The sequence below is a fragment of the Acrocarpospora phusangensis genome, from assembly GCF_016862995.1.
GTDB classification, from domain to species: Bacteria; Actinomycetota; Actinomycetes; order Streptosporangiales; family Streptosporangiaceae; genus Acrocarpospora; species Acrocarpospora phusangensis.
This window is the reverse complement of the sequence record NZ_BOOA01000009.1, coordinates 26,224-47,994: the sequence shown is the minus strand read 5'-3', so window position 1 is coordinate 47,994 and position 21,771 is coordinate 26,224. Positions and strand designations below refer to the sequence as shown.

The 21,771-nt window shown below is 67.0% G+C and carries 21 protein-coding genes and 1 tRNA gene; 10 read left to right on the top strand and 12 right to left on the bottom strand.

From position 1 onward, the window contains the following. Positions 1–3: 3 nt before the first annotated feature. Entirely contained in the window at positions 4–1,032 is a 1,029-nt protein-coding gene (locus Aph01nite_RS07615; RefSeq protein ID WP_204040049.1) for a BMP family ABC transporter substrate-binding protein, read from the bottom strand. A 259-nt stretch (positions 1,033–1,291) separates the two neighbouring features. On the opposite strand from Aph01nite_RS07615, the gene Aph01nite_RS07610 reads away from it, so the two are divergent. Both Aph01nite_RS07610 and Aph01nite_RS07605 read left to right on the top strand, forming a co-directional pair. After that, positions 1,292–2,497: a glycosyltransferase gene (locus Aph01nite_RS07610; RefSeq protein ID WP_204040048.1), complete on the top strand. Its 1,206-nt coding sequence runs from the start codon at positions 1,292–1,294 to the stop codon at positions 2,495–2,497. A gap of 83 nt (positions 2,498–2,580) precedes the next feature. After that, positions 2,581–2,892: a hypothetical protein gene (locus tag Aph01nite_RS07605; RefSeq protein WP_204040047.1), complete on the top strand. Its 312-nt coding sequence runs from the start codon at positions 2,581–2,583 to the stop codon at positions 2,890–2,892. Positions 2,893–2,944: 52 nt separating this feature from the next. Here Aph01nite_RS07605 and Aph01nite_RS07600 read toward each other — a convergent pair whose 3' ends face one another. After that, positions 2,945–3,238 (bottom strand): hypothetical protein, encoded by a 294-nt coding sequence (locus Aph01nite_RS07600; RefSeq protein ID WP_204040046.1) that lies wholly within the window; start codon positions 3,236–3,238, stop codon positions 2,945–2,947. Between the two features lie 1,048 nt (positions 3,239–4,286). Between Aph01nite_RS07600 and Aph01nite_RS07595 the strand changes: the two genes are divergently transcribed. Both Aph01nite_RS07595 and Aph01nite_RS07590 read left to right on the top strand, forming a co-directional pair. Then, on the top strand, positions 4,287–4,586 hold the full coding sequence (locus Aph01nite_RS07595) for a hypothetical protein (RefSeq protein ID WP_204040045.1): 300 nt from the start codon (positions 4,287–4,289) through the stop codon (positions 4,584–4,586). Positions 4,587–4,778: 192 nt separating this feature from the next. Continuing rightward, a complete protein-coding gene (locus Aph01nite_RS07590) occupies positions 4,779–5,210 on the top strand; it encodes a tyrosine-type recombinase/integrase (protein WP_239161473.1) in 432 nt (143 codons plus the stop codon). A gap of 6 nt (positions 5,211–5,216) precedes the next feature. On the opposite strand, the gene Aph01nite_RS07585 is transcribed toward Aph01nite_RS07590, so the two are convergent. The 10 genes from Aph01nite_RS07585 to dnaA all read right to left on the bottom strand — a co-directional run bounded on the left by Aph01nite_RS07585 (position 5,217) and on the right by dnaA (position 17,812). Continuing rightward, a complete protein-coding gene (locus Aph01nite_RS07585; RefSeq protein ID WP_204040043.1) occupies positions 5,217–5,639 on the bottom strand; it encodes a hypothetical protein in 423 nt (140 codons plus the stop codon). Positions 5,640–5,847: 208 nt separating this feature from the next. Beyond that, positions 5,848–5,921: transfer RNA gene (locus tag Aph01nite_RS07580), tRNA-Ile, on the bottom strand. Between the two features lie 123 nt (positions 5,922–6,044). Next, complete coding sequence (locus tag Aph01nite_RS07575) at positions 6,045–6,767, bottom strand: DUF3566 domain-containing protein (RefSeq protein ID WP_239161472.1); 723 nt, start codon at positions 6,765–6,767, stop codon at positions 6,045–6,047. After that, entirely contained in the window at positions 6,764–9,283 is a 2,520-nt protein-coding gene (gyrA, locus tag Aph01nite_RS07570) for a DNA gyrase subunit A (protein ID WP_204040042.1), read from the bottom strand. Before gyrA ends, Aph01nite_RS07575 begins: the two co-directional genes overlap by 4 nt. Before the next feature lie 33 nt (positions 9,284–9,316). Next, positions 9,317–11,260: a DNA topoisomerase (ATP-hydrolyzing) subunit B gene (gene gyrB, locus Aph01nite_RS07565; protein ID WP_204040041.1), complete on the bottom strand. Its 1,944-nt coding sequence runs from the start codon at positions 11,258–11,260 to the stop codon at positions 9,317–9,319. A gap of 343 nt (positions 11,261–11,603) precedes the next feature. Further along, the gene (locus Aph01nite_RS07560; protein ID WP_239161471.1) at positions 11,604–12,125 is read right to left on the bottom strand and encodes a DciA family protein; all 522 of its coding nucleotides are present in this window, start codon (positions 12,123–12,125) and stop codon (positions 11,604–11,606) included. Then, complete coding sequence (recF, locus tag Aph01nite_RS07555) at positions 12,118–13,281, bottom strand: DNA replication/repair protein RecF (protein ID WP_204040040.1); 1,164 nt, start codon at positions 13,279–13,281, stop codon at positions 12,118–12,120. Before recF ends, Aph01nite_RS07560 begins: the two co-directional genes overlap by 8 nt. Before the next feature lie 49 nt (positions 13,282–13,330). Further along, positions 13,331–14,275: a phosphogluconate dehydrogenase (NAD(+)-dependent, decarboxylating) gene (gene gnd / locus Aph01nite_RS07550; RefSeq protein WP_204040039.1), complete on the bottom strand. Its 945-nt coding sequence runs from the start codon at positions 14,273–14,275 to the stop codon at positions 13,331–13,333. Between the two features lie 82 nt (positions 14,276–14,357). Beyond that, a complete protein-coding gene (gene dnaN, locus Aph01nite_RS07545) occupies positions 14,358–15,494 on the bottom strand; it encodes a DNA polymerase III subunit beta (RefSeq protein WP_204040038.1) in 1,137 nt (378 codons plus the stop codon). Positions 15,495–16,165: 671 nt separating this feature from the next. After that, positions 16,166–17,812 (bottom strand): chromosomal replication initiator protein DnaA, encoded by a 1,647-nt coding sequence (gene dnaA, locus Aph01nite_RS07540; protein ID WP_204040037.1) that lies wholly within the window; start codon positions 17,810–17,812, stop codon positions 16,166–16,168. A 531-nt stretch (positions 17,813–18,343) separates the two neighbouring features. On the opposite strand from dnaA, the gene rpmH reads away from it, so the two are divergent. From rpmH to rsmG, 6 genes are all read left to right on the top strand, one after another. Further along, positions 18,344–18,481: a 50S ribosomal protein L34 gene (gene rpmH, locus Aph01nite_RS07535; RefSeq protein WP_155353559.1), complete on the top strand. Its 138-nt coding sequence runs from the start codon at positions 18,344–18,346 to the stop codon at positions 18,479–18,481. Positions 18,482–18,593: 112 nt separating this feature from the next. After that, on the top strand, positions 18,594–18,935 hold the full coding sequence (rnpA, locus tag Aph01nite_RS07530; protein WP_204040036.1) for a ribonuclease P protein component: 342 nt from the start codon (positions 18,594–18,596) through the stop codon (positions 18,933–18,935). Positions 18,936–18,946: 11 nt separating this feature from the next. Then, the gene (gene yidD, locus Aph01nite_RS07525; protein WP_204040035.1) at positions 18,947–19,252 is read left to right on the top strand and encodes a membrane protein insertion efficiency factor YidD; all 306 of its coding nucleotides are present in this window, start codon (positions 18,947–18,949) and stop codon (positions 19,250–19,252) included. Between the two features lie 49 nt (positions 19,253–19,301). Then, on the top strand, positions 19,302–20,210 hold the full coding sequence (yidC, locus tag Aph01nite_RS07520) for a membrane protein insertase YidC (protein ID WP_373872271.1): 909 nt from the start codon (positions 19,302–19,304) through the stop codon (positions 20,208–20,210). Between the two features lie 52 nt (positions 20,211–20,262). After that, positions 20,263–20,757: a Jag family protein gene (locus Aph01nite_RS07515; RefSeq protein ID WP_239161469.1), complete on the top strand. Its 495-nt coding sequence runs from the start codon at positions 20,263–20,265 to the stop codon at positions 20,755–20,757. Positions 20,758–20,929: 172 nt separating this feature from the next. Further along, entirely contained in the window at positions 20,930–21,667 is a 738-nt protein-coding gene (gene rsmG, locus Aph01nite_RS07510; protein ID WP_204040172.1) for a 16S rRNA (guanine(527)-N(7))-methyltransferase RsmG, read from the top strand. Positions 21,668–21,771 lie beyond the last annotated feature (104 nt).

Here is a 21,771-nt window from a genome sequence, read left to right as displayed (position 1 = left end):
CCGCTAGCCCTGGAGCGGGTCCGCGACGGTGATCTTCCCGGCCACGATGTCGTCGCGGACCTGCTTCACCTTGGTGATCACCTCGGGGCTCGCGGCCACCGTGCAGCCGGAGGTCGCCACGTCGTCGGCCAGCGCGTTCACGCCGACGCCGCCCTCGGCCAGGCCGTAGACCTTCACGCCGCCGGTCTTGCCGCCCGCGATCTCCTTGACGGCCGCGGTCGTCGCCACGTCCACGTGTTTGAGCACGTTGTCGATGATGGCGCCCGGGCTCTGCGCGCACTGGTTGACGTCCACGCCGAAGCCCTTGCCGCCCGAGGAGGCCAGCGCCTCGAAGACGCCCTGGTTGCCAGCCGAGGCCGCCGCGGCGACGACGTCCACACCGCGCCCGGTCAGGGTCTGCGCCTGCGACTTGGCCCTGGCGGGGTCGCTGAACGGGTTGGCGCCGCCGACGTAGAGCGGGGTGCCGGTGACGCCCGGCTTGACCGAGGTGGCCCCGGCGAAGAACGGTTCGATCCAGCGGTGGATGAACGGGGTGTCCAGCGCCGCGACCACGCCGATCTGGCCGCTCTCGCTGAGCAGGCCCGCCTCGACACCGGCCAGGTACGCGGCCTCGTGCTCCTTGAAGGAGACGCAGGCCAGGTTGGGGGCCTGCTCCTTGGCACACGAGTCGACCTGCAGGAACTGCTGGCCGGGGTGCTGCTTCGGGACGGTGGTGAACACGTCGTCGAAGGAGAAGCTGATGCCCACGATGACCGTCGGCTTGGCCCGTACGGCCGCGTCCACGTTCTGGGCGATGGAGGTGGGGTCCTTGCTCTCGTACAGCTTGAAGGAGGCGCCGAGTTCCTTGGCGGCGGTCTCGGCTCCCTTGACGCCCAGCTGGAGGAAGCTGTTGGTGCCGACCGGGTTGGGGGTGATGAGGATGACGGACTTCGCCGGGGCGTCCTCGGGGGCTGCGGTGCCGCTCTCTCCGGTGCCGCAGGCGGCGAGGGTGAGGAGGGTGGCGGCGGCCGCGAGAGCTGGGGTGATTCTCATGGGTCCTGGTTCCGTGGTGCTACAGGTGCCCTGAGAGCATATCTACACTTTTCCTACCAAAACAACATGATTTTGGTCGAGGCTGGCACGCGGATCACCTCGCCACTTTCAACGTATAGCGGAGGGTGGGGCTTGCGGCAAGGCCCCGGTGGTGGCCCACAATCAGGGCTCGTGAGCTGAACCGGCCCTGATCTGCCTGGGCTCACGTTCACCATGCCGTCATTCGACCATGGTCCAATCCCCCCACCGGAGAGTTCAGATGCGCTTGCTGCTGTCCACAATCGGAACGCGTGGCGACGTCCAGCCGCTCGTGGCGCTGGCCTTGGAGTTGCGCGATCTCGGACAGGATGTGCGACTGTGCGTACCGCCTGATTTCCGCGACTGGATCGACGGCCTCGGCATGCGGGTCGTCACCATCGGCCCCGAACTGCGGAAGGCGACCGCCGCCGTACCGTCGGCCGCGTCGGGGCCGCCCTCGCCCGAACAGCTGCGCCTGGCCGCGCAGGCCACGGTCACCGCCCAATTCGAGACGCTCACGGCGGCGGCCGAAGGGTGCGACATGATCGTGGCCGCGACCGCCCTGCAGATCGCCGCCCGTTCCGTCGCGGAACTCAGGGGAATCCCCTACGTTTTCGCCGCGTACTGCCCGGCGGTCCTGCCCTCACCCCATCACGCGCCGCCGCCCATGCCGGGACAGCCGCCGGCGACGGCTGACAACCTCACTCTCTGGGCCGAGGACGCGGCACGCTTCAACGCCATGTTCGGCGACGCCCTCAACACCCATCGGGCCTCGCTCGGCCTGTCCCCGGTCACCGACGTACGCAGCCACGTCTTCACCGACCAGCCCTGGCTCTCCGCCGACCCCACCTTGGGGCCGTGGCCCGAACCGGCCGATCCGGCCGTCGTCCAGACCGGCGCCTGGATCCTGCCGGATTCCCGTCCGCTCCCTCCCGAACTGGAGGAATTCCTCGAAGCCGGCGAACCACCCATTTACTTCGGCTTCGGCAGCATGCGCGTACCAGGAGATCTGGCTCAGGTGGTGGGCAAATCGGCCCGAGCCCTCGGCCGCCGCGCCATCGTGTCCCGCGGCTGGGCCGACCTGCCACCTGTGGACAACGACCTCGACTGCCTCACCATCGGCGAGATCAACCAGCAGTCCCTCTTCCCCCGCGTCGCCGCCATCGTCCACCACGGCGGCGCCGGCACCACCACCGCGGCCGCCCGATCCGGAACCCCCCAGGTCATCGTCCCCCAGCTCTACGACCAGCACTACTGGGCCCACCGCATCCACACCCTCGGCATCGGCACCGCCCACGCCCCCGGCATCCCGACCCCCGACTCCCTGACCACCGCACTCACCCAAGCCCTCCACCCCGAGACAACAGCCCAAGCCCAAACCCTCTCCACCCAGGTACGCACCGACGGCACCAAAACCACCGCCCAACGCCTACTGACCCTGAAGTAGCCAACCCCCGGCCGACGCAAAGCGAAAACCCCGGACCTTGATCGGCCTTGTCGTGATCGCTCGCTCATGCTTACGTGTTCGGGATGAACCCTGATTCGGGTACGAACAGGCGTCTGGAACCCGTTCCAGCAGAGATGAACCCGGCAAACGGCAAGGCGCTCGCCCTCGTCCTGGGCGCGGTCCCTCTTCTGCTCGCCAAATGGTTCATCGTCGCCACGATCCTGGGACACGGCTGCGTCGTGCCATACGAGGGCGGCAACATAACGGAATGCGGCGGCGGGCTCTCGGAGGAAGCGACATCCGCGGCATCGGGACTGCTCGCACTGGTGATGCTGGTCATCCAGATAGGGCTGATCGTCCTGGCAACCCGACGCACCCGCTCCCGCCCCCACTGAGGTCGTACAGCCACCGCCTGGCCAAGTCGGGCGCGCTTGGTCTGGGTCTACGTCATTTGGTTGGAGTCTTGTGACGGCGGCTCCGCATCAGGCTTTGGGCAGACGCGTAGACGATGGCGCACCAACCCACGATCACAACGAGCTGCCCCACCCACCACCATGAACCCATATCCCACACGAGTAGCCACTCCAAGGCGGCCGGGCGTCGAACCCGGATCAGGTCGGCCGTAAAGCCGATGAGGGCAAGCAGGCCGACGCCAATCAAAACCACATTGATCCAAACGGAACCGGGCCAGTCGCCGCGCTTGGGACGGAAGCCCTCTACATCATCAAGTTCATCTGCCATGCGATGACCTTGACACACTAGTGGATCACCTGAAAAGTCCCCTTTGATACGACAACCACCGCATCCTGCGGGGGAGCGCGAGGGGGCGAAAGCCCTCTCGCCCCGGGGGGCTCGGGGGGTCGTCCCCCCGTACAAACGACGAAGGAGACCCGAGGAAGGGGCCCCAAAGGACCTCAACCACAGATCTCCCATCTCCGAGTGGGGCCGGGGCCCGCGAAAACTGCATGAAAGCGCTACGCACGTTCCTTCTAAGCCGTGCTTCGCACGGAGAGTGCCGCAACATGTCAACGGGCGACGGCCGTGATGGAGTAAAGGTAGACGGCTTTGTCCGGACGTTGTCCGGCATTGGCCGCAGAGGGTTGCCGGACAACGTCCGCCCGCACTACACCGGGTCGTAGCAGCAGGGGCAGGCAACCGCCGATCACCTGCTCGTACAACGGGGGCACATCGCAGGACCGGCTCAGTGCGTCGTGCATGGACCTCCAGACCAAACCCACTGTTTCAAAGGGATGGGATCACCATGCGTAGAATCTCGACGCTGTTCGCCGGCCTCACGTTAGCGGCGGCCGCTCTCGTGGGGTCGGCCTCACAAGCGGCGGCAGCGGACATCGCACCCTGTTCGAGGGTCGCCACGGGTGACGAAAGCAGCGCTGCCTGGACATGCCACGGCGGGGATGTCTGGTTCGCCGCCAGGGCCACATGCAAGAGCTACAGCACTGGCGACGAGTGGCCGGCGTACGGGCAACTCCGAAAGGCCACCGGCCAGACCTCCTACGTCTACTGCCGCTACGCGAAGGTCATCGAGAGCGGACCTGCCGCACTCTGAGCTGACCTGCCGCGCTCTGAGCTGACCCGCGTCCCGACAGGCTCAATCCTGAATCGTCTCGGAACTCCCGCCACCGCGGCGCGGCAGCTGGTTCGCCCAACCGTCACTGACGAGCGCGCGGACCTGCTGGGGCCTTTGTGGAAGTGTCGCATCTATCACATAGGGGGAATGTCCATGAATCCGGCAAGCCGACGACTGCGCTCGTTAAAACGAGCCCTGATTATGAGCATCACGGTACTCGCCTTCGGCGCCATCAGCCCTGGACCAGCTCATGCTGGGACCCATTGTCAGCAACACGGCAACCTGGCGAATACATGGGTAGAAAACCGTTGTACCACGGATTACAGCTGGGAGGCCTTCAACTACCAGACAGCTGCGATATGCGCCGACGAAATCAGTGGAGAAAATCGCTACTGGGATTACGGCAACATCTACAACTCGCGCACCAATCCGGGTTGGTCACGAGCGGAGTGCGGATGGGGATACGTCATCTCTGACCACTACCTCAATACATGGCCGTGATCTGGAGCCGTGTGCCGTCGATAGCGGGCTTCGGAAGTAATCACACGACAGCGGCCAACTCCGACGCTGGTACGGACCTCGCATCAAGAGAGATCAACGCCCTCAAGCGGCGGACAGGTAATTCCCATGCCTCTGCGCGACCAGGGGAGTACACGGCAAGCTCGACGGCGAACACAGTCTAAGCACTATCCCGTGGCGAGCTGGGCTGCAACATTATCCAGGAACGTTGCAGCCCAGCAAAGACACGAGCTAGTAGCGCAGCGGGATCCTGTCCCCGGTGTCGAGCGACAGGCGCTCGCACGGGAGAAGGCGGGTGACCTGTGGCAGGAGAACGATCTCGTCTCCGCCAGCAAGTACGGGACCGAACTGGACGCGGCCAATGTACGCCGCGCTTTCCGGGTGGTCCTCAAGAGGACCGACCTGAATGAGGATGAGTGGACGCCTCGGGAGATGCGGCACAGCTTCGTCTCGCTGCTCTCCGACTCCGGAATGGCTCTGGAGAACATCTCCCGGCTGGTCGGCCACAGGGGCACGGTCGTGACGGAGAAGGTCTACCGCAAACAGCTCCGCCCCGTGCTACTGGAAGGCGCCGAGGCGATGCATCAGATCTTTCCGCAGGCTTAACGCTGTTCATGACCGCGTCTCGGCCTCCGCGTTGGGCTTGTCTTCGGCTCGTGGCACGCCGGCGATCAGGACAAGCGCAGCAATAGCGCCGTAGAGCGGGAGCACGAACCCAGGCCCCTGCGAACCCTCCGGACAGTAGGGGGAGAAGAACGCAACGGTCGATAGCGCGTAGTAAGCGGCTGTCAGGAGCGCTCCGCCCACCCCTACCCAGACCAGAAGTCGGCCCCTTTGGGGCAGTGATCGCCGTGCGGCCACAGCCAGCGCTATCAAAGCAAGGGGAAGAAGAGTGGCCATCGCGCCGAAGCCCAGGCCGAGCACATCACGACCGGTGTATCCGCCTTCTGTGTCCAAATAGGCGCAGATGTAGATCTCTGTATCTACTGGCAACAAAGCCCAGTTAGGAAGGGTAGACAGCAGGATGGCACCCATCCAGCACAACAGTGCGCGGTGCTTCATCGCCTATATCCCCCAGGACCCCACAACCGCTCATCCTCCGGGCGAGCCTCGGGACGGGAGGCTCCTCGTTCCGGCTGTAGCTCGTGACCTTCGGACGAGATATGACCCTAGTCACTCACTTAGTCACTCGGAAGATCAAAAAGGCCACTCCCTCTAGTGGGAAATGGCCTTTGAGCTGGGGTGGGGCTACCAGGACTTGAACCTGGGACCTCTTCCTTATCAGGGAAGCGCTCTAACCGTCTGAGCTATAGCCCCCAGCCGCAACCAGGACCCGCGGGTCTCGGCTGGACGAGGAAAAGCTTACCGTGTCCGAGGGGTTCCTCGCACCGTGGTTCCTGTACGGCCGCGCCGCCCGGCGGAGCCGTACAGGAACGGGGCTTACTCGGCTTCGCTGAACGTGACTTCGACGCCGCCGACCAGGTCGGCGGAGAGGTTGTAGATGACCGCGCCCAGTGTCGCCAGCGCGGTGATCAGGACGACGTTGATCGCGCCCAGCAGGGCGGTGTAGCCCAGGATGCGGACGGGCTCGAACCAGCTGGCCACGTTGAAGGACGGGGTCGCGCCCTCGCCGACGGTGAGCTGGTTGACGGCCTTGACGATCTCGTCGAAGACGCCCATGGCGGAGAGCACGCCGTACAGGACGGCGACCGCGACGAACAGGACGACGAAGCAGACCAGGGAGACGACGAAGCTGAACTTCATCGCCGACCAGGGTTCCACGCGGCGGAGGACGAGGTGGGCCTTCCGGGGGGCACGGATGGCCGATTTCTTGTCTTCCGCCGGTTTGGTCTTGAGTATCGGCCGGTCGGCGGGCGCGGGTGTGGTCAGGTCGGCCGCCGTGCCGACGGACGGGACCGCTGGGGGGCGAGGGTTGGTCTCGTTCAGGTCGGGCGCGGCCGGCGACCACGGCTTCGGGTCCGGACCCGTGGTGCGGATGCGCACCGTGGAGTCGTCCGTCTTCGGCTCCTCCTCGGCGGGACGAGGAGAGTCCGGTCCCTCGTCGTCGATCCGCTCGGACACCCCGTCACGCATGGCGAAGGACGTCGGCTTGGCGGCCGAAGCCTTCGTTGTTCTGGCGCTGGCGCTGCCCGAGTTGCTCATTCCTCGTCTCCTGCCCCATTCTCCACTGTCTCCAAAGCTTCGGCTGTCGCCAGCGTTTCGGCATTCCGAGCGAGTGCCACGACGCTGTCGCCCTCGGCGAGGTTCATCAGGCGGACCCCCATGGTCTGGCGGCCCGACTGCTTGATCTCGCCCGCGCTGGTACGAATCACTCCCCCGGCGGAGGTGATAGCGAAGACTTCGTCCTCGGGTCTCACCATGACCGCTCCGACCAGCTTGCCACGCGCGCTCACGATTTTCGCAGTCAGCACGCCCTTGCCGCCCCGACCTTGAAGCGGATAGTGGTCGACCGGGGTCCGTTTCGCATACCCGCCCTCGGTCGCGATAAGCACATCGTCGCCGTGGCTCATCACATTCATGGCGAGAAGTTCGTCACCGTCGATGAACCGCATGCCGATGACACCGCTGGTGGCGCGGCCCATCGGGCGCAGCGCCTCGTCGGAGGCGGTGAAGCGGATCGACTGCGCGCCCTTGGAGACGAGCAGCAGATCGTCCTCCTCGGAGACGAGTCTGGCGGCGATCACCTCGTCATCCTCGCGCAGGTTGATCGCGATCAGGCCACCGGAACGCGGCGAGTCGTACTCGGAGAGCCGGGTCTTCTTGACCAGGCCGCTGCGGGTGGCGAGCACGAGGTATGGGGCGACCTCGTAGTCGCGCAAATCGAGGATCTCGGCGACGCGCTCGTCGGGCTGCATGGCGAGCAGGTTGGCCAGGTGCTGCCCGCGCGCGTCCCTGCCGGAGTCGGGCAGCTCGTACGCCTTGACCCGGTAGACCCGGCCCTTGTTGGTGAACGCCAGCAGCCAGTGGTGGGTGGTGGTGACGAAGAAGTGCTCGACGATGTCGTCCTGGCGCAGCTGGGCGCCGCGCACTCCCTTGCCGCCGCGCTTCTGCGCCCGGTAGAGGTCGGTGTTGGTGCGCTTGGCGTACCCACCGCGGGTGATCGTGACGACCATGTCCTCTTCGGCGATCAGGTCCTCGATGGACATGTCGCCCTCGTAGGCGATGATCTCCGTCTTCCGGTCGTCGCCGTACCGAGTGATGATCTCGCCGAGTTCCTCGCTCACGATGGTGCGCTGGCGCGTGGGGGAGGCGAGGATGTCCTGGTAGTCGATGATCTGCGCCATCAGGTTCTCGTACTCGTCCTGGATCTGCTGACGCTCCAGGGCGGCGAGCTTGCGCAGCTGCATGTCCAGGATGGCCTGCGCCTGGATCTCGTCGATCTCCAGCATGCTCATCAGGCCCTGCTGGGCGGCCGACGCCGACGGCGACTGGCGGATGAGCGCGATCACGTCGTCGAGCCGGTCCAGGGCCTTGAGCAGGGCCCGCAGGATGTGCGCCCGCTCCTCCGCCTTGCGGAGCAGGTAGCGGGTGCGCCGGACGACGACCTCGATCTGGTGGCCGATGTAGTACTTGACGAACTGGTCCAGCCGCAGCGTGCGCGGCACGCCGTCGACCAGGGCCAGCATGTTGGCGCCGAAGGTGGTCTGCAGCTGGGTGTGCTTGTACAGGTTGTTGAGGACGACCTTGGCGACGGCGTCGCGCTTGAGCACGACGACGAGGCGCTGGCCGACCCGCGAGGAGGATTCGTCCCGGACATCGGCGATGCCGGTGACCTTGCCCTCCTTGACCAGTTCGGCGATGGACAGCGCGAGGTTGTCCGGGTTCACCTGGTACGGCAGCTCGGTGATGACCAGGCACTGCCGCGCCTTGTTGTCCTCCTCGACCTCCACCACGGCCCGCATGGTGATCGAACCGCGCCCGGTCCGGTACGCCTCGTCGATGCCGCGCTTGCCGACGATCAGCGCGCCGGTCGGGAAGTCGGGGCCCTTGACCCGCGCGATGAGGGCCTCGAGCAGTTCCTCCTCGCCGGCGTCCGGGTTCTGCAGCGCCCACTGCACGGCCGCGCCGACCTCGCGCAGGTTGTGCGGCGGGATGTTGGTGGCCATGCCGACCGCGATGCCGGCCGAGCCGTTGACCAGCAGGTTCGGGAACCGCGACGGCAGCACGACGGGCTCCTGGGAGCGGCCGTCGTAGTTGGGCTGGAAGTCGACGGTCTCCTTGTCGATGTCGCGGAGCATCTCCATGGCGATCGGCGCGAGCTTGCACTCGGTGTACCGCATCGCCGCGGGCATGTCGTTGCCCGGGGAGCCGAAGTTGCCCTGCCCGTCGACCAGGGGGTAGCGCAGCGACCAGGGCTGCGCGAGCCGTACCAGAGTGTCGTAGATCGAGGTGTCGCCGTGGGGGTGGTAGGAGCCCATGACGTCGCCGACCACGCGGGAGCACTTGAAGTACCCCCGGTCGGGCCGGTAGCCCCCGTCGAACATCGCGTAGAGCACCCGCCGGTGCACGGGCTTGAGCCCGTCCCGAACGTCCGGCAGCGCGCGCGACACGATGACCGACATCGCGTAGTCCATGTAGCTGCGCTGCATCTCGGACTGGATGTCCACCGGTTCGATGCGATCGGCCGGCGGGCCCGGAGGCAGGTTCACTTCCGTCACGTCAATCCTTTTCTGCTCTGTACGGCAGGCCGATTACACATCCAGGAATCGCACGTCGCGCGCGTTCCTGATGATGAACTCGCGGCGCGGCGCGACCTCTTCGCCCATCAGCACGCTGAACATCTCGTCGGCCTGGGCCGCGTCGTCGAGGGTGACCTGAAGCAGCAGCCGGGTGTCCGGGTTCATGGTGGTCTCCCACAGCTGGGCGGCGTTCATCTCGCCGAGACCCTTGAAGCGCTGCACGTTGTCGCGCGGCCGCGGGTCCGGCTTGCCGGCGTCGATGCCGGCCTGGATGACGGCGTCCCGCTCCCGGTCGGAGTACGCGTACGACGCGTCCTCGCCCTTGCGGTCCCACTTGATCTTGTACAGCGGCGGCTGGGACAGGTACACATGCCCTGCCTCGATCAGCGGACGCATGAAACGGAACAGCAGCGTCATCAGCAGCGTGGTGATGTGCTGGCCGTCCACGTCGGCGTCGGCCATCAGGATCAGCTTGTGGTAGCGCAGCTTGGACAGGTCGAACTCGTCGTGCACGCCGGTGCCCAGCGCGGTGATCAGCGACTGGACCTCGGTGTTCTTGAGGACCTTGTCGATCCGCGCCTTCTCCACGTTGAGGATCTTGCCGCGGATGGGCAGGATGGCCTGGAAGCGCGAGTCGCGGCCGCCCTTCGCGGAACCGCCGGCCGAGTTGCCCTCGACGATGAACAGTTCGCAGCGCTCCGGCTCGCTCCACTGGCAGTCGGCCAGCTTGCCGGGCAGGCCGGAGCCGCTCTCCAGCAGGGACTTGCGCCGGGTCAGGTCGCGCGCCTGGCGGGCGGCGATCCGCGCCCGGGAGGCCTGCAGCGACTTGTTGATGATCTCCTTGGCCTCGCCGGGGTTGCGCTCGAACCAGTCGCGCAGGTGGTCGTTGCAGGCCTTCTGGACGAACGACTTGGCCTCGGTGTTGCCCAGCTTGGTCTTGGTCTGGCCCTCGAACTGCGGTTCCGCCAGCTTCACCGAGATGATCGCGGTGAGGCCCTCGCGCACGTCGTCGCCGGTGAGGTTGTCGTCCTTGCCCTCTTTGAGGATCTTCTGCTCGCGCGCGTACCGGTTGACGATCGTGGTCAGCGCGGCCCGGAAGCCCTCTTCGTGGGTGCCGCCCTCGGCGGTGTTGATCGTGTTGGCGAAGGTGTAGACCGACTCGGAGTAGGAGCCGTTCCACTGCATGGCGATCTCGGCGGAGATGCCCTCGCTGTGTTCCTCGAAGTCGATGATCGAGTTGTGGACGGTCTCCTTCTTCGAGTTCAGGTGCGCCACGAAGTCGGACAGGCCGCCCTCGTAGCAGTACCTGACCTCGACCGGCTCCTCCACGATGTGGTCGGGGCGCTCGTCCCTGATCGTGATCGTGAGGCCCTTGTTGAGGAAGGCCATCTCCTGGAACCGGCGGCTGAGCGTCTCGAAGTTCCAGGTGGTCGTCTCGAAGATGGTCTCGTCCGGCCAGAAGGTGATGGTGGTGCCGGTCTCCTCGGTGGCCTCGCCCTTGATCACGTCGGTGGTCGGCTTCGACCCCACGTACGACTGCCGCCAGTGGAACCCGTCGCGCATGATCTCCGCCTCCAGGCGGCTGGCCAGCGCGTTCACCACCGAGACGCCCACGCCGTGCAGGCCACCGGACACCGCGTACGACTTGCCGTCGAACTTGCCGCCGGCGTGCAGCACGGTCAGCACGATCTCCAGGGTCGGCTTCTTCTCGACCGGGTGCATGGCCACCGGGATGCCACGGCCGTTGTCCACAACCCGGACGCCGCCGTCGGCGAGCAGTGTGACCTCGATGTTGTCGCACACGCCCGCCAGGGCTTCGTCCACCGAGTTGTCCACAACCTCGTAGACGAGGTGGTGCAGGCCGCGCTCGCCGGTCGAGCCGATGTACATACCCGGGCGCTTGCGGACCGCCTCAAGTCCTTCGAGAACGGTGATAGAGCTTGCGTCGTAGGACAAGTGTGAAATCCTCCTGCCGCGGACACGCGGCAGGAGACATCCGAGGATGGCTGTCCTGCCTTGCCCGTCACCGTCGTGAGTGCCCCGATGCGCTCACCCAGGGGAGTCGGCTCGTCAGGCCGGGGTGACACGCAAACGGACGTGTCCTTAAGTCCGCTTTCATTCTACCGGTCTTCGGGACCTCAGGTGGCATTGACGGGGGCTGTGATGCCCGCTAATGCGATGATCTTGTTTTTAATGTCAACACCGCGAGACCGGGGGTTCTCGCGTCAGACGCGATTTCGGGCCACTGCGAGCTTTTCCACAGCCCGTTTTCGATCTGGTACGGACGGACGTCAGCCCTTTATCCGTAGGTGTCCCCCGGCCCCTTGCTGCCGTGAACACGCAGGCCACCGCCGGGACGCGGGCCGGCGTTCGGCCCGTGCACCTTGACCCGGTGGACCGTGCCCTCGCCCAGCTCCTCGTTCAGGCGTCTGACCAGGGAGGCGGCCAGCAGGCGCACCTGGGTGGCCCAGGCCGTGGAGTCGGCGGCGACCAGCACCTCCCCGTCCTCGAAGCTCTCCGGCCTGGTGTGCGAGGCCAGTTCCGGGCCGACGATCTCCCGCCAGCGGCCGAACACCCCGCCGACGGCGACCGACTGCTCCCAGCCCCGGGCGGCCAGCAGTTCCCGGATGGCCCCGCCGAGCAGCTGGGGATCACTGGAATCCCGCCGGACGCCGTTCTTGCGGCGGCGTGGCTCGCTGCGCGGCAGCTGGCCTCGGCGCAGCGCGTCGGCCTTGGCCTGGGCGAGCTTCTCCCTGGCCAGGGCGGCGCCCTTGGCCGCCGAGTTCTGGGGGGACTGCCCGCCCGCGGGGGGTTCAGACACGGGTGACGCTCCCTTCGGTGACGTCGAAACGGGCGCCGGCCAGTTCGGCGGGCACGTCGTCGGGGACGGCCGCGGTGATCAGGACCTGCTCGGCCGGCGCCACCATCTCGGCCAGCCTGCGCCGGCGCTGGGTGTCGAGCTCGGCGAACACGTCGTCCAGGATCAGCACGGGATCGCCGCCGTCGGCGCGGAGCAGGTCGTAGGCGGCCAGCCGGAGGGCGAGCGCGAACGACCAGGACTCGCCGTGGCTGGCGTAGCCGCGGGCCGGGAGCTCGCCGAGGCGGAGCTGGAGGTCGTCGCGATGCGGGCCGACCAGGGTGACGCCGCGTTCCAGCTCGGACCTGCGCGCCTCGGCCAGGGCGGCGTGCAGCTGCCCGGCCAGATCGTCGCGGGTTGTCCCCAGGGCTGTGGACAAGTAGTCGAGCTGGGCGGCCCCGGAGGCGGGGGCCAGCGAGGCATACGCCTTGGCCGCCAGCGGGCGGAGCTCGTCGACCAGGTCCAGCCGGGCGGCGAGCAGCTCCGCGCCGTGGCGGACGAGATGGCTGTCCCAGACCGCCAGCGTGCTCTGGACGTCTCCGGCGCCCGCCTCGGCGAATCCGGACTCCTCGTCCTGCCTGCGGGCGCTACGGCGCTTTCCAGGGCGCGCCAGGACCCCCGTGCGGAGCAGGGCGTTGCGCTGTTTGAGCACCCGGTCGTAGTCGGCCCGCACCCCGGCGAAACGGGGATGCCGGGCGACGAGCAGATCGTCCATGAACCGGCGGCGCTCGGCCGGGTCTCCCTTGACCAGGGCCAGGTCCTCGGGGGCGAACAGCACGGTCCGCAGCAGGCCCAGCGCGTCCCTGGCGCGGGAGACGGGGGACCGGTTGATCCGGGCGCGGTTGGCCCGGCCCGGGTTGAGCTCCAGCTCGATCAGCGCCCTGCGGTCGTCCTTGACGATCACCGAGCGGATCACCGCCCGGCTCGCGCCGTGCCGGACCAGGGGGGCGTCGGTGGCCACTCGGTGGCTGGCGTGGGTGGCGACGTAGCCGAGCGCCTCGACCAGGTTCGTCTTGCCCTGCCCGTTCGGGCCGACGAGCGCGGTCACGCCGGGGTCGAGCGCGAGCTCCACCCCGGGATAGGACCGGAAGTCGGTGAGCGAGAGATGGGCGACGTGCATGCCGCCACGCTAGCGGTACGCACCGACATCTTCAGCGCCCTCGGCCTTCTCAGCCTTCGGCCTCCACGGGCGGCACGGTGTCCGCACCGGGGGCGTCCGCGCCCAGCCCCGTCTGGCCTTCCGCGGCGCTCACCGCGTGGCCGCCGAACTGGTTGCGCAGCGCCGCGACCATCTTCATGGCCGGCGAATCCTCCTGCCGGGAGGCGAACCGGGCGAACAGCGCCGCGGTGATCACCGGCAGCGGGACCGCGTGGTCCACAGCCGCCTGCACCGTCCACCGGCCCTCGCCGGAGTCCTGTGCATAACCCTTCAGCTCCGACAGCTCCGGGTCCTCCTTGAGCGCCCGGACCAGCAGGTCGAGCAGCCAGGACCGGATCACCGTGCCGTGCCGCCAGCTGGCGAAGGCGCCCGGCACGTCGGTGACGATGTCGGTGGCCTCCAGCAGCTCCCAGCCTTCGGCGAAGGCCTGCATCATGCCGTACTCGATGCCGTTGTGGACCATCTTGGCGAAGTGGCCCGCGCCGACGGAGCCCGCGTGGACGAAACCGTCCTCGCCCTCCGGCTTGAGCGTGTCGAAGATCGGCATCAGGCGCTGGACGTTCTCGGCCGTGCCGCCCGCCATCAGGGCGTAGCCGTTCTGCAGGCCCCACACGCCGCCGCTGACGCCGACGTCCACGAAGCCGATCTCGCGGGCGGCCAGCTCCTCGCCGTGGCGCTGGTCGTCCCCGTAGTGTGAATTACCGCCGTCGACGACGGTGTCGCCGGGGGCGAGCAGCTCGCTCAGCGCGCTGATCGTCGCCCGGGTGGGGTCACCGGCCGGAACCATGATCCACACCACCCGGGGCGCGGCCAGCCGCTCGACGAGTTCCTTGAGGCTTCCGACGTCGCTGATCTGGCGATCGCGGTCGTACCCGACCACGTCATGGCCGCCGCGGCGGAGCCGCTCGGCCATGTTGCCGCCCATCTTCCCGAGCCCAATCAGGCCGATCTGCATCGAGGCCACCCCCTAGTAGATCCATCGTGATCGCCCTACCCGGCACGGGGTCAGATCATACGGTCCGTCCCCGTACGTGGCGTCAGGAGCTCAGCCGGATCGGCATGATCAGGTAGCGGTAGTCCGCGATCGCGTGTTCATCCACAGGTTTTCCACCGGTGAGGATGGCGGGCTTGGTGGAGGTGGTGAAGTTCAGCCGGGCCACGTCGGAGTCGATCGCGCCCAGGCCCTCCAGCAGGAACTGGTGGTTGAAGGCGATGTTGATGTCCTCGCCCTCGAACTCCACCGGCAGGACCTCCACGGCCTGCGCCTCGTCGCCGCTGCCGGCCTCCAGCACGACCTCGGCGCCGCGGAAGGCGAGCCGCACCGGCGTGTTGCGCTCGGCGACCAGGGCCACGCGCTTGACGGCCTCCACGAAGGAGCTGGTGGGGATGTCGGCGTGGGCGGAGAACTCGGTGGGGAGCAGGGAGCGGTACTTGGGGAACTCGGGGTCGAGCAGGCGGGTGGTGGTACGGCGGCCGGAGCTGGAGAAGCCGATCATACCCTCACCGGTGCCGCCCACCGAACTGAGCGCGATCTCCACCTCGGCGCCGGTCACCAGCGACTTGGCGGTGTCGGCCAGCGTACGCCCCGGGATCATCGCGATCGCCTGGAAATCCGGCTGGTCAGGCTGCCACTTCAGCTCCCGTACGGCCAGCCGGTAGCGGTCGGTCGCCGCCAGCGTGACCGTGTCGCCCTCGATCTCCATCCGCACGCCGGTCAGCATCGGCAGCGTCTCGTCCTTGCCCGCCGCGGTGGCCACCTGGGCGACGGCGGCCGCGAACACGTCGCTGCCCACCCGGCCGGCGGCGGGCGGCATGGCCGGCAGCGAGGGGTAGTCCTCCACCGGCATGGTCAGCAGGGTGAAGCGGGCGCTACCACAGGTGACGACCGCCTTGGCGCCCTCCACAACGAGATCCACAGGCTGTGCGGGAAGCGCGCGGGTGATCTCGGCGAGCAGCTTGCCGGAGACCAGGACCACACCCGGCTCGCCGGTCTGCAGGTCGAGGGTGACCTCGGCGGAGACCTCGTAGTCGAAGCCGGAGAGCTTCAGCTGGTGGTCTTCTGTCACTTCCAGCCGCATACCCGCGAGCACGGGCACGGAGGGCCTGGCGGGCAGGCTACGTGCCGTCCACGCGACCGCCTCGGCGAGCACGTCTCGGTCGACCCGGAACATCACGGGGATCAGCCTCCTGTGGATTTCTTGGCTTGTTGCTGTGTCTGCGGTCGCATGTCCGGCGAACGCGGTTCATCCCTGGCGGGAGTGGGCAGTACTCGGGGTGTGGTGCTCGAGGTGGTGCTCTCTGCGGTCTGCTCGGCGGACGTAGCAGCGAACGCCCATCCTCGTCGCTCGCCCACAGGTGTCAACTCTCCCGCACCTTGGCGCTCCGCGGAGCCCTTCTGTTGCTCTTGATTTCCCTTGTGAGAGAGAACGTAGTCACATTCATAGGGGCTGTGGATATGTGGATGAACCCCTGTTTCCGCAGCTCAGCCCGGCCGCCGTCATCCACCGTGCCTGTGGGTAAACAGTGGATGACGAAGCGTGGCCTGTGGGGAACTTTCGGTTGTGCACAGGGCATCCCCAGGAAAACGGTGCGTCATCCACCGGTTACCCACAGGTTATCCCCAGGTTATCCACGGGAGACACGCCCACCTCGGTTGGTGATTTTTCCACTGTGCACAGAGCGTCCACAGACCGTACACAGGTTGTCCCCAAGTTATCCCCAACTTGTCCCCAGAGTTATCCACAGGGTGTGGGGAAAACGCCTCGTGAAAAGATCTTCAGGGCGTCGCTAACACGGCTCTGACGTGTAGTGGCGGTGATCCACAGAGATATCCACAGCCTGTGAATCAAGCTTGGCGACCGCGTTGCTTGATGCGGGTGGTGAGCTCGTTCACCTGGTTGTACATCGAGCGGCGTTCGGCCATCAGGGACCGGATCTTCCGCTCCGCGTGCATGACCGTGGTGTGGTCGCGACCGCCGAACTGCTGGCCGATCTTCGGCAGCGACAGGTCGGTCAGCTCCCTGGCCAGATACATGGCGATCTGCCGGGCCGTCACCAGCGCCCGCGAGCGCGAGCCGCCGCACAGGTCCTCGAGCGAGACGCCGAAGTACTCGGCCGTCGTCGACATGATCAGCGCGATGGTGATCTCGGTGTCCGCGTCCTCGCTGATCAGATCCTTGAGCACGATCTCGGTCAGCTGGATGTCCACGGACTGCCGGTTGAGGCTGGCGAACGCCGTCACCCGGATCAGCGCGCCCTCCAGCTCACGGATGTTGGTGGCGATCCGGCTGGCGATGTACTCCAGCACGTCCGGCGGCGCGGCCAGGCCCTCCTGGATGGCCTTCTTCCGCAGGATCGCGATCCGCGTCTCCAGCTCGGGCGGCTGCACGTCGGTGATCAGGCCCCACTCGAACCGGTTGCGGAGCCGGTCCTCCAGCGTGACCAGCTGCTTGGGCGCGCGGTCGCTGGAGATGACGATCTGCTTGGAGGAGTTGTGCAGGGTGTTGAAGGTGTGGAAGAACTCCTCCTGCGTCTGCTCCTTGCCCTCCAGGAACTGGATGTCGTCCACGAGCAGGATGTCCACCGCGCGGTAGCGGGCCCGGAAACCGTCGGCCTTGTGGTCGCGGATGGAGTTGATGAAGTCGTTGGTGAACTCCTCGGAGCTCACGTACCGCACCCGGGCGCCGTCGTACAGGCTCTGCGCGTAGTGGCCGATGGCGTGCAGCAGGTGCGTCTTGCCCAGCCCCGAGTCCCCGTAGATGAACAGCGGGTTGTACGCCTTCGCCGGCGCCTCCGCCACCGCCACCGCGGCCGCGTGCGCGAACCGGTTGCTGGCCCCAATAACAAAGGTGTCGAAGGTGTACTTGGCGTTCAGCCGCGCCGGCTCCCCGCTGGTACGGCTCCCGCGGCTCTCCCACCGGTTCTGCCCCTGCTCCGGCTTGGGCGGCTCGGTCGGAAACGCCGGCTTCTGCCCCCCGGCCGGGTACGGCTCCGCCGCCGGCTGTGGCTCCTCCTGTGGAAAGGGGAAACCGGGCTTGGCCTGTGGACCACCCTGTGGATAATCGGTGGACGGCGCTGTGGACTCCTGGCGAAAGCCCTGGTTGAAGCCTGGTTGAGGCCCTCCCTGCTGGGGATATGCGCTGTCCACCGGCTGGGGATACCCGGGCGGCCTGGGGAAGTTCTGCCCAGGGGCCTGGGGATAACTTTCGCGCTGCTGCTGACCTTGCTGCTGCTGGTTGGTCGTGTCGACCATCACCGCGATGCGTACCGGGCGGCCGAATTCCTGGGAAAGGGCGTGCGCGATCAGCGGGCGGAGCCGTACTTCCAGGACTTCCTTGGCGAAATCGTTGGGGGCGGCCAGCAGGATCGTGTCGTTGATCAGGCCTGACGGGGTGGTCATCTGCAGGAAGGCGCGCTGCTGCCCCGAAACGCCCTCCTCGGTGAGGGTGGCCAGCGCGCGGGCCCATACCGCGTTGAGGTCGATGCCGTCCACGGCCGAGCCCTCCTCCCTAACGCGGCCCCCGCTCGCACGCCGCGATCCGTTATCCACATCCGCTTCCGGCCGGAGTCCTCCCGGCGGCGCCAATCCCCGCTTCTTGATCCACAGGGGATCCACAAGTTGTGCACAGGTCGTGCACAGCCCTCAGGATGAGGAGGGAAGGTCTGAACGCCTGACAGTAGCGGTGCGTCCGACCGGCGTTCAAGACGTTGTCCACAGCCTAGTGGTTGTCACGACCCACAGGTGTGGACAGCTGAACCACCGGTGGAAAACCAGGTCACGAGCCTGGGGACAACTCCGCTGCACGCTGATATGGTCACGCTCTGCTCTGATGATCAGGTAGACGCCCAAGTCCTGATGTCCCCAGTCCGCCGGTTTGACCATTGGGCGGATCCCCCGTAACGTGTTGCGGTCGGCTTATCCGTGACGGCTATTTCGCATGCCCTGCGACGGTGAGCCGTAAAATCGTGCACCGTACCGCGCCCGAGGACCGTCCCGGGTGTCACACAAGCCTGGAGCCCACTCGTGAGCAAGCGTACTTTCCAGCCGAACAACCGCCGTCGCGCGAAGACCCACGGCTTCCGGCTGCGGATGCGCACCCGGGCCGGGCGCGCCATCCTGGCCGCGCGTCGGCGCAAGGGTCGCGCCGAGCTGACCGTCTGACCCACCGCTGAAGCCTGAGGGAAAGCCCGCCGTCGACCGCGGCGGCGGGCCGGCCCTTTGAGTCGGCTGAATCGGCCCGGGAGACCGGGCCACTTTTGTAAGGAAGTAGCCGGTGCTACCGTCCGCTTCCCGCATGCGGCGGGGTGACGAGTTCGCCGAGGCGATTCGTCGGGGACGCCGCGCCGGACGCCCGTCGCTTGTCGTACATTTCCGACTTGGTGAGGGGGATTTGCCCCCGCTGGTGGGATTCGTCGTCAGCAAGGCAGTCGGCGGCGCCGTCGTCAGAAATCAGGTCAAGCGGCGGCTCAGACACCTGATGCGGGCACGTATACACCTACTTCCGAGAGGTAGCCTGCTGGTGGTACGCGCCAATCCTCCGGCCGCGTCCGCGAGCAGCGAGCACCTGGCCGCCGATCTCGATGTCGCGTTAACGCGACTCCTGCGGCGGCCCTGAGATGGACGGTCATGACAGCCGAGCAGCCCGCACCGGTGACCACGGGATCCACGGGTACGACACCCGTCCCGACGTCGCCCGCTGCCCGGATTCTGGTGGCTCCGATCAAGTTCTACCGGGCCTTCATCAGCCCGTTGTTCGGGCCACGCTGCCGATTCTTCCCCTCCTGCAGCGCATATGGTGTGGAGGCGATCGCCGTTCACGGGGCGTTGCGCGGGGTGTGGTTGACCATCAGGCGTATCGGCCGATGCCATCCTTTCCACCCCGGCGGGTTTGATCCCGTGCCCCCTCGACCCCACAACAAGCAAGGGAGCTAGCTCGGTGGAGCTGTCCTGGCTGAATTGGCTGTATACGGCCATCGCTCACGTGATCACATGGATCCACACGGGCTACAGCACCTTCATAAGTCCTGACAGCGGCCTGAACTGGGCGCTGACCGTCATCACGCTCACCGTGCTGATGCGAATCCTGATCTTCCCGCTCTTCCTCAAGCAGATGCGCTCGTCGAAGAAGATGCAGGAGCTTGCTCCCAAGATCCAGGAGCTGCGCAAGCGGTACAAGAATGACAAGCAGCGCATGAACCAGGAGGTCATGCGCGTCTACCAGGAGGGCGGCGCGAACCCGCTCGGCGGTTGCCTGCCCATACTGGCCCAGTTCCCGATCTTCATCTCGATGTTCACCGTGCTGAACGCAATGGCGCACGGGCAGCCCAAGTTCGGCATGACCCAGGAGCTGGTGGACAACGCCCGGGACGCGCACATCTTCGGCGCCCCCTTTCCGGCGACCTTCTTCACCAGCGACCTCGACATTGCGAAGTACGGCGCCGACCCCGTCCTCGCCAAGATCGTTCTGGTGCTCTTCGTCGCGATCAGCTCGCTGACGACCTTCCTGACCGTGCGGCAGAGCGTGACCCGGTCGATGGCGCAGATGCCGGACAACCCCATGGCGCAGCAGCAGAAGATCCTGATGTACATCTCGCCGCTGTTCGCCGTCTTCTCCCTGAACTTCCCGCTCGGCCTGATCCTGTACTGGGTGACCACCAACGTGTGGACGCTGGGCCAGCAGCACTGGTTCTACAGCCGCAACCCGATGCCGCAGTTCGACGCGAAGGGCAACCTGATCCCGCCCAAGCCGCCGGCCAGCCTGCTGTCCCGGTTCCGCAAGACCAAGGAGACGGCCGAGGAGCCCGTGGCGGCCCCGCCCGAGCCCAAGGTCGTCCGCCAGCAGCCGACCCGCCAGTCGCGGAGCAAGCGAACCGGCAGCAAGAAGTCGTAGCGTGGTTTATACCGAGCGTTAGCTAATGAGCAACGTGAGAAGGAGTTCGGACGTGACCGAAGCTGAGGAGACCGTCAAGGCGGCTCCCGATGTCGCCGCCCTCGAGCAGGAGGGTGAGATCGCAGCCGACTACGTCGAGGGTCTGCTCGATATCGCCGACCTGGACGGGGACATCGACATGGACGTCGAGGGCGATCGCGCGATGGTGTCGGTCGTCGGCCTCAAGGGCGGGGACCTGGTCGGTCCCAGCGGCGAGGTGCTGGAGGCGCTCCAGGAGCTGACCCGGCTGGCGGTCCACCGCCAGACCGGCGAACGGTCCCGGCTCATGCTCGACGTCGCCGGCTACCGCGAACGCCGACGCGCCGAACTGACGAAGATCGGTACGGCTGCCGCCGAGGACGTCAAGGCCAGCGGCGAGCCCAAGGCGCTCCAGCCGATGACCCCGTTCGAACGCAAGATCGTGCACGACGCGGTCGCCACCGTGGGCCTGCGCAGCGAGTCGGAGGGCGAGGAGCCCCGGCGCTTCGTCGTCATCCTCCCCGTCTGAGTCCCCCATCGAAAGCCGTCGATCTCCATCGGGATCGGCGGCTTTCCTGTTGCGTACGACAATCGCCTACGGCACCGCATCAGACAGGGGACGGTTCCACCGACCACCGCCCCCGCACGCCTGGCCGGTGGTTTCGCCACCGGCCGATACTCTACGAGAGATGACCGGAGAGATGAGCGAGCAACTACCCCCCGCCCCCGAGGTGGCCCACGAGGTTTTTCACGGCGCGGCGATGGGCCGGGCCGAGGCATTCGCCGACCTGCTGGCTGGACCCGGGGTGGTTCGGGGGTTGCTGGGTCCCCGGGAGGTGCCCCGGATCTGGGACCGCCATCTGCTCAACTGCGCGGTGATCGCGGAGGCCGTGCCGCCGGATGTGCGCCTGGTCGACATCGGTTCCGGCGCCGGACTGCCCGGCATCGTGCTGGCCATCGTGCGCCCGGACATCCGGGTGACCCTGCTCGAACCGCTGCTGCGCCGCACGGTTTTCCTGAACGAATGCGTGGACGCGCTGGAGCTGCCCAACGTCGAGGTGCTGCGGGCCAGAGCCGAGGAGGTCGCCGGTGAGCGCGAGTTCGACGTGGCCACCGCGCGGGCGGTGGCTCCCCTCGACCGCCTGCTGACGTGGGCGATGCCGCTGCTGGGCACGGGCGGCATGCTGCTCGCGATGAAGGGGGAGCGGGCCGCCGAGGAACTGGACGGAGCCGAGTCCCAATTGCGCGCCTCCGGGGCGCGAACGGCCGAGCTTGTCACGGTCGGGCACGGTAAAGTCGAGCCACCCGCAACTCTTGTCCGAGTCATCGCCGGGCCCAAGCCTCAAACGGGACGTCGGCACGAGGGCGCGAGAGACGGTGATCTCAGAGGTCGGCATGAGGTCGCGAAGCGAGGTGCACGGCGCCGACGAAAGAGGTGACGGTCGTGCCTGGTGCGGTGACGGGCTTGGGATGGCCGGAGAAGTTCACGGACGCGAGATCGGGACAGTCGTCGGGGGTCGGCTGGCCACGTCTCTCCGTCTCG

Excerpts from the sequence above, each read along its gene's own strand:
- Aph01nite_RS07615 (WP_204040049.1), bottom strand. The coding sequence starts at position 1,032 with ATGAGAATCACCCCAGCTCTCGCGGCCGCCGCCACCCTCCTCACCCTC.
- Aph01nite_RS07610 (WP_204040048.1), top strand. The coding sequence starts at position 1,292 with ATGCGCTTGCTGCTGTCCACAATCGGAACGCGTGGCGACGTCCAGCCG.
- Aph01nite_RS07605 (WP_204040047.1), top strand. The coding sequence starts at position 2,581 with ATGAACCCTGATTCGGGTACGAACAGGCGTCTGGAACCCGTTCCAGCA.
- Aph01nite_RS07600 (WP_204040046.1), bottom strand. The coding sequence starts at position 3,238 with ATGGCAGATGAACTTGATGATGTAGAGGGCTTCCGTCCCAAGCGCGGC.
- Aph01nite_RS07595 (WP_204040045.1), top strand. The coding sequence starts at position 4,287 with ATGAGCATCACGGTACTCGCCTTCGGCGCCATCAGCCCTGGACCAGCT.
- Aph01nite_RS07585 (WP_204040043.1), bottom strand. The coding sequence starts at position 5,639 with ATGGGTGCCATCCTGCTGTCTACCCTTCCTAACTGGGCTTTGTTGCCA.
- Aph01nite_RS07575 (WP_239161472.1), bottom strand. The coding sequence starts at position 6,767 with ATGAGCAACTCGGGCAGCGCCAGCGCCAGAACAACGAAGGCTTCGGCC.
- recF (WP_204040040.1), bottom strand. The coding sequence starts at position 13,281 with ATGCACGTCGCCCATCTCTCGCTCACCGACTTCCGGTCCTATCCCGGG.
- gnd (WP_204040039.1), bottom strand. The coding sequence starts at position 14,275 with ATGCAGATCGGCCTGATTGGGCTCGGGAAGATGGGCGGCAACATGGCC.
- yidD (WP_204040035.1), top strand. The coding sequence starts at position 18,947 with ATGACAGCCGAGCAGCCCGCACCGGTGACCACGGGATCCACGGGTACG.
- rsmG (WP_204040172.1), top strand. The coding sequence starts at position 20,930 with ATGAGCGAGCAACTACCCCCCGCCCCCGAGGTGGCCCACGAGGTTTTT.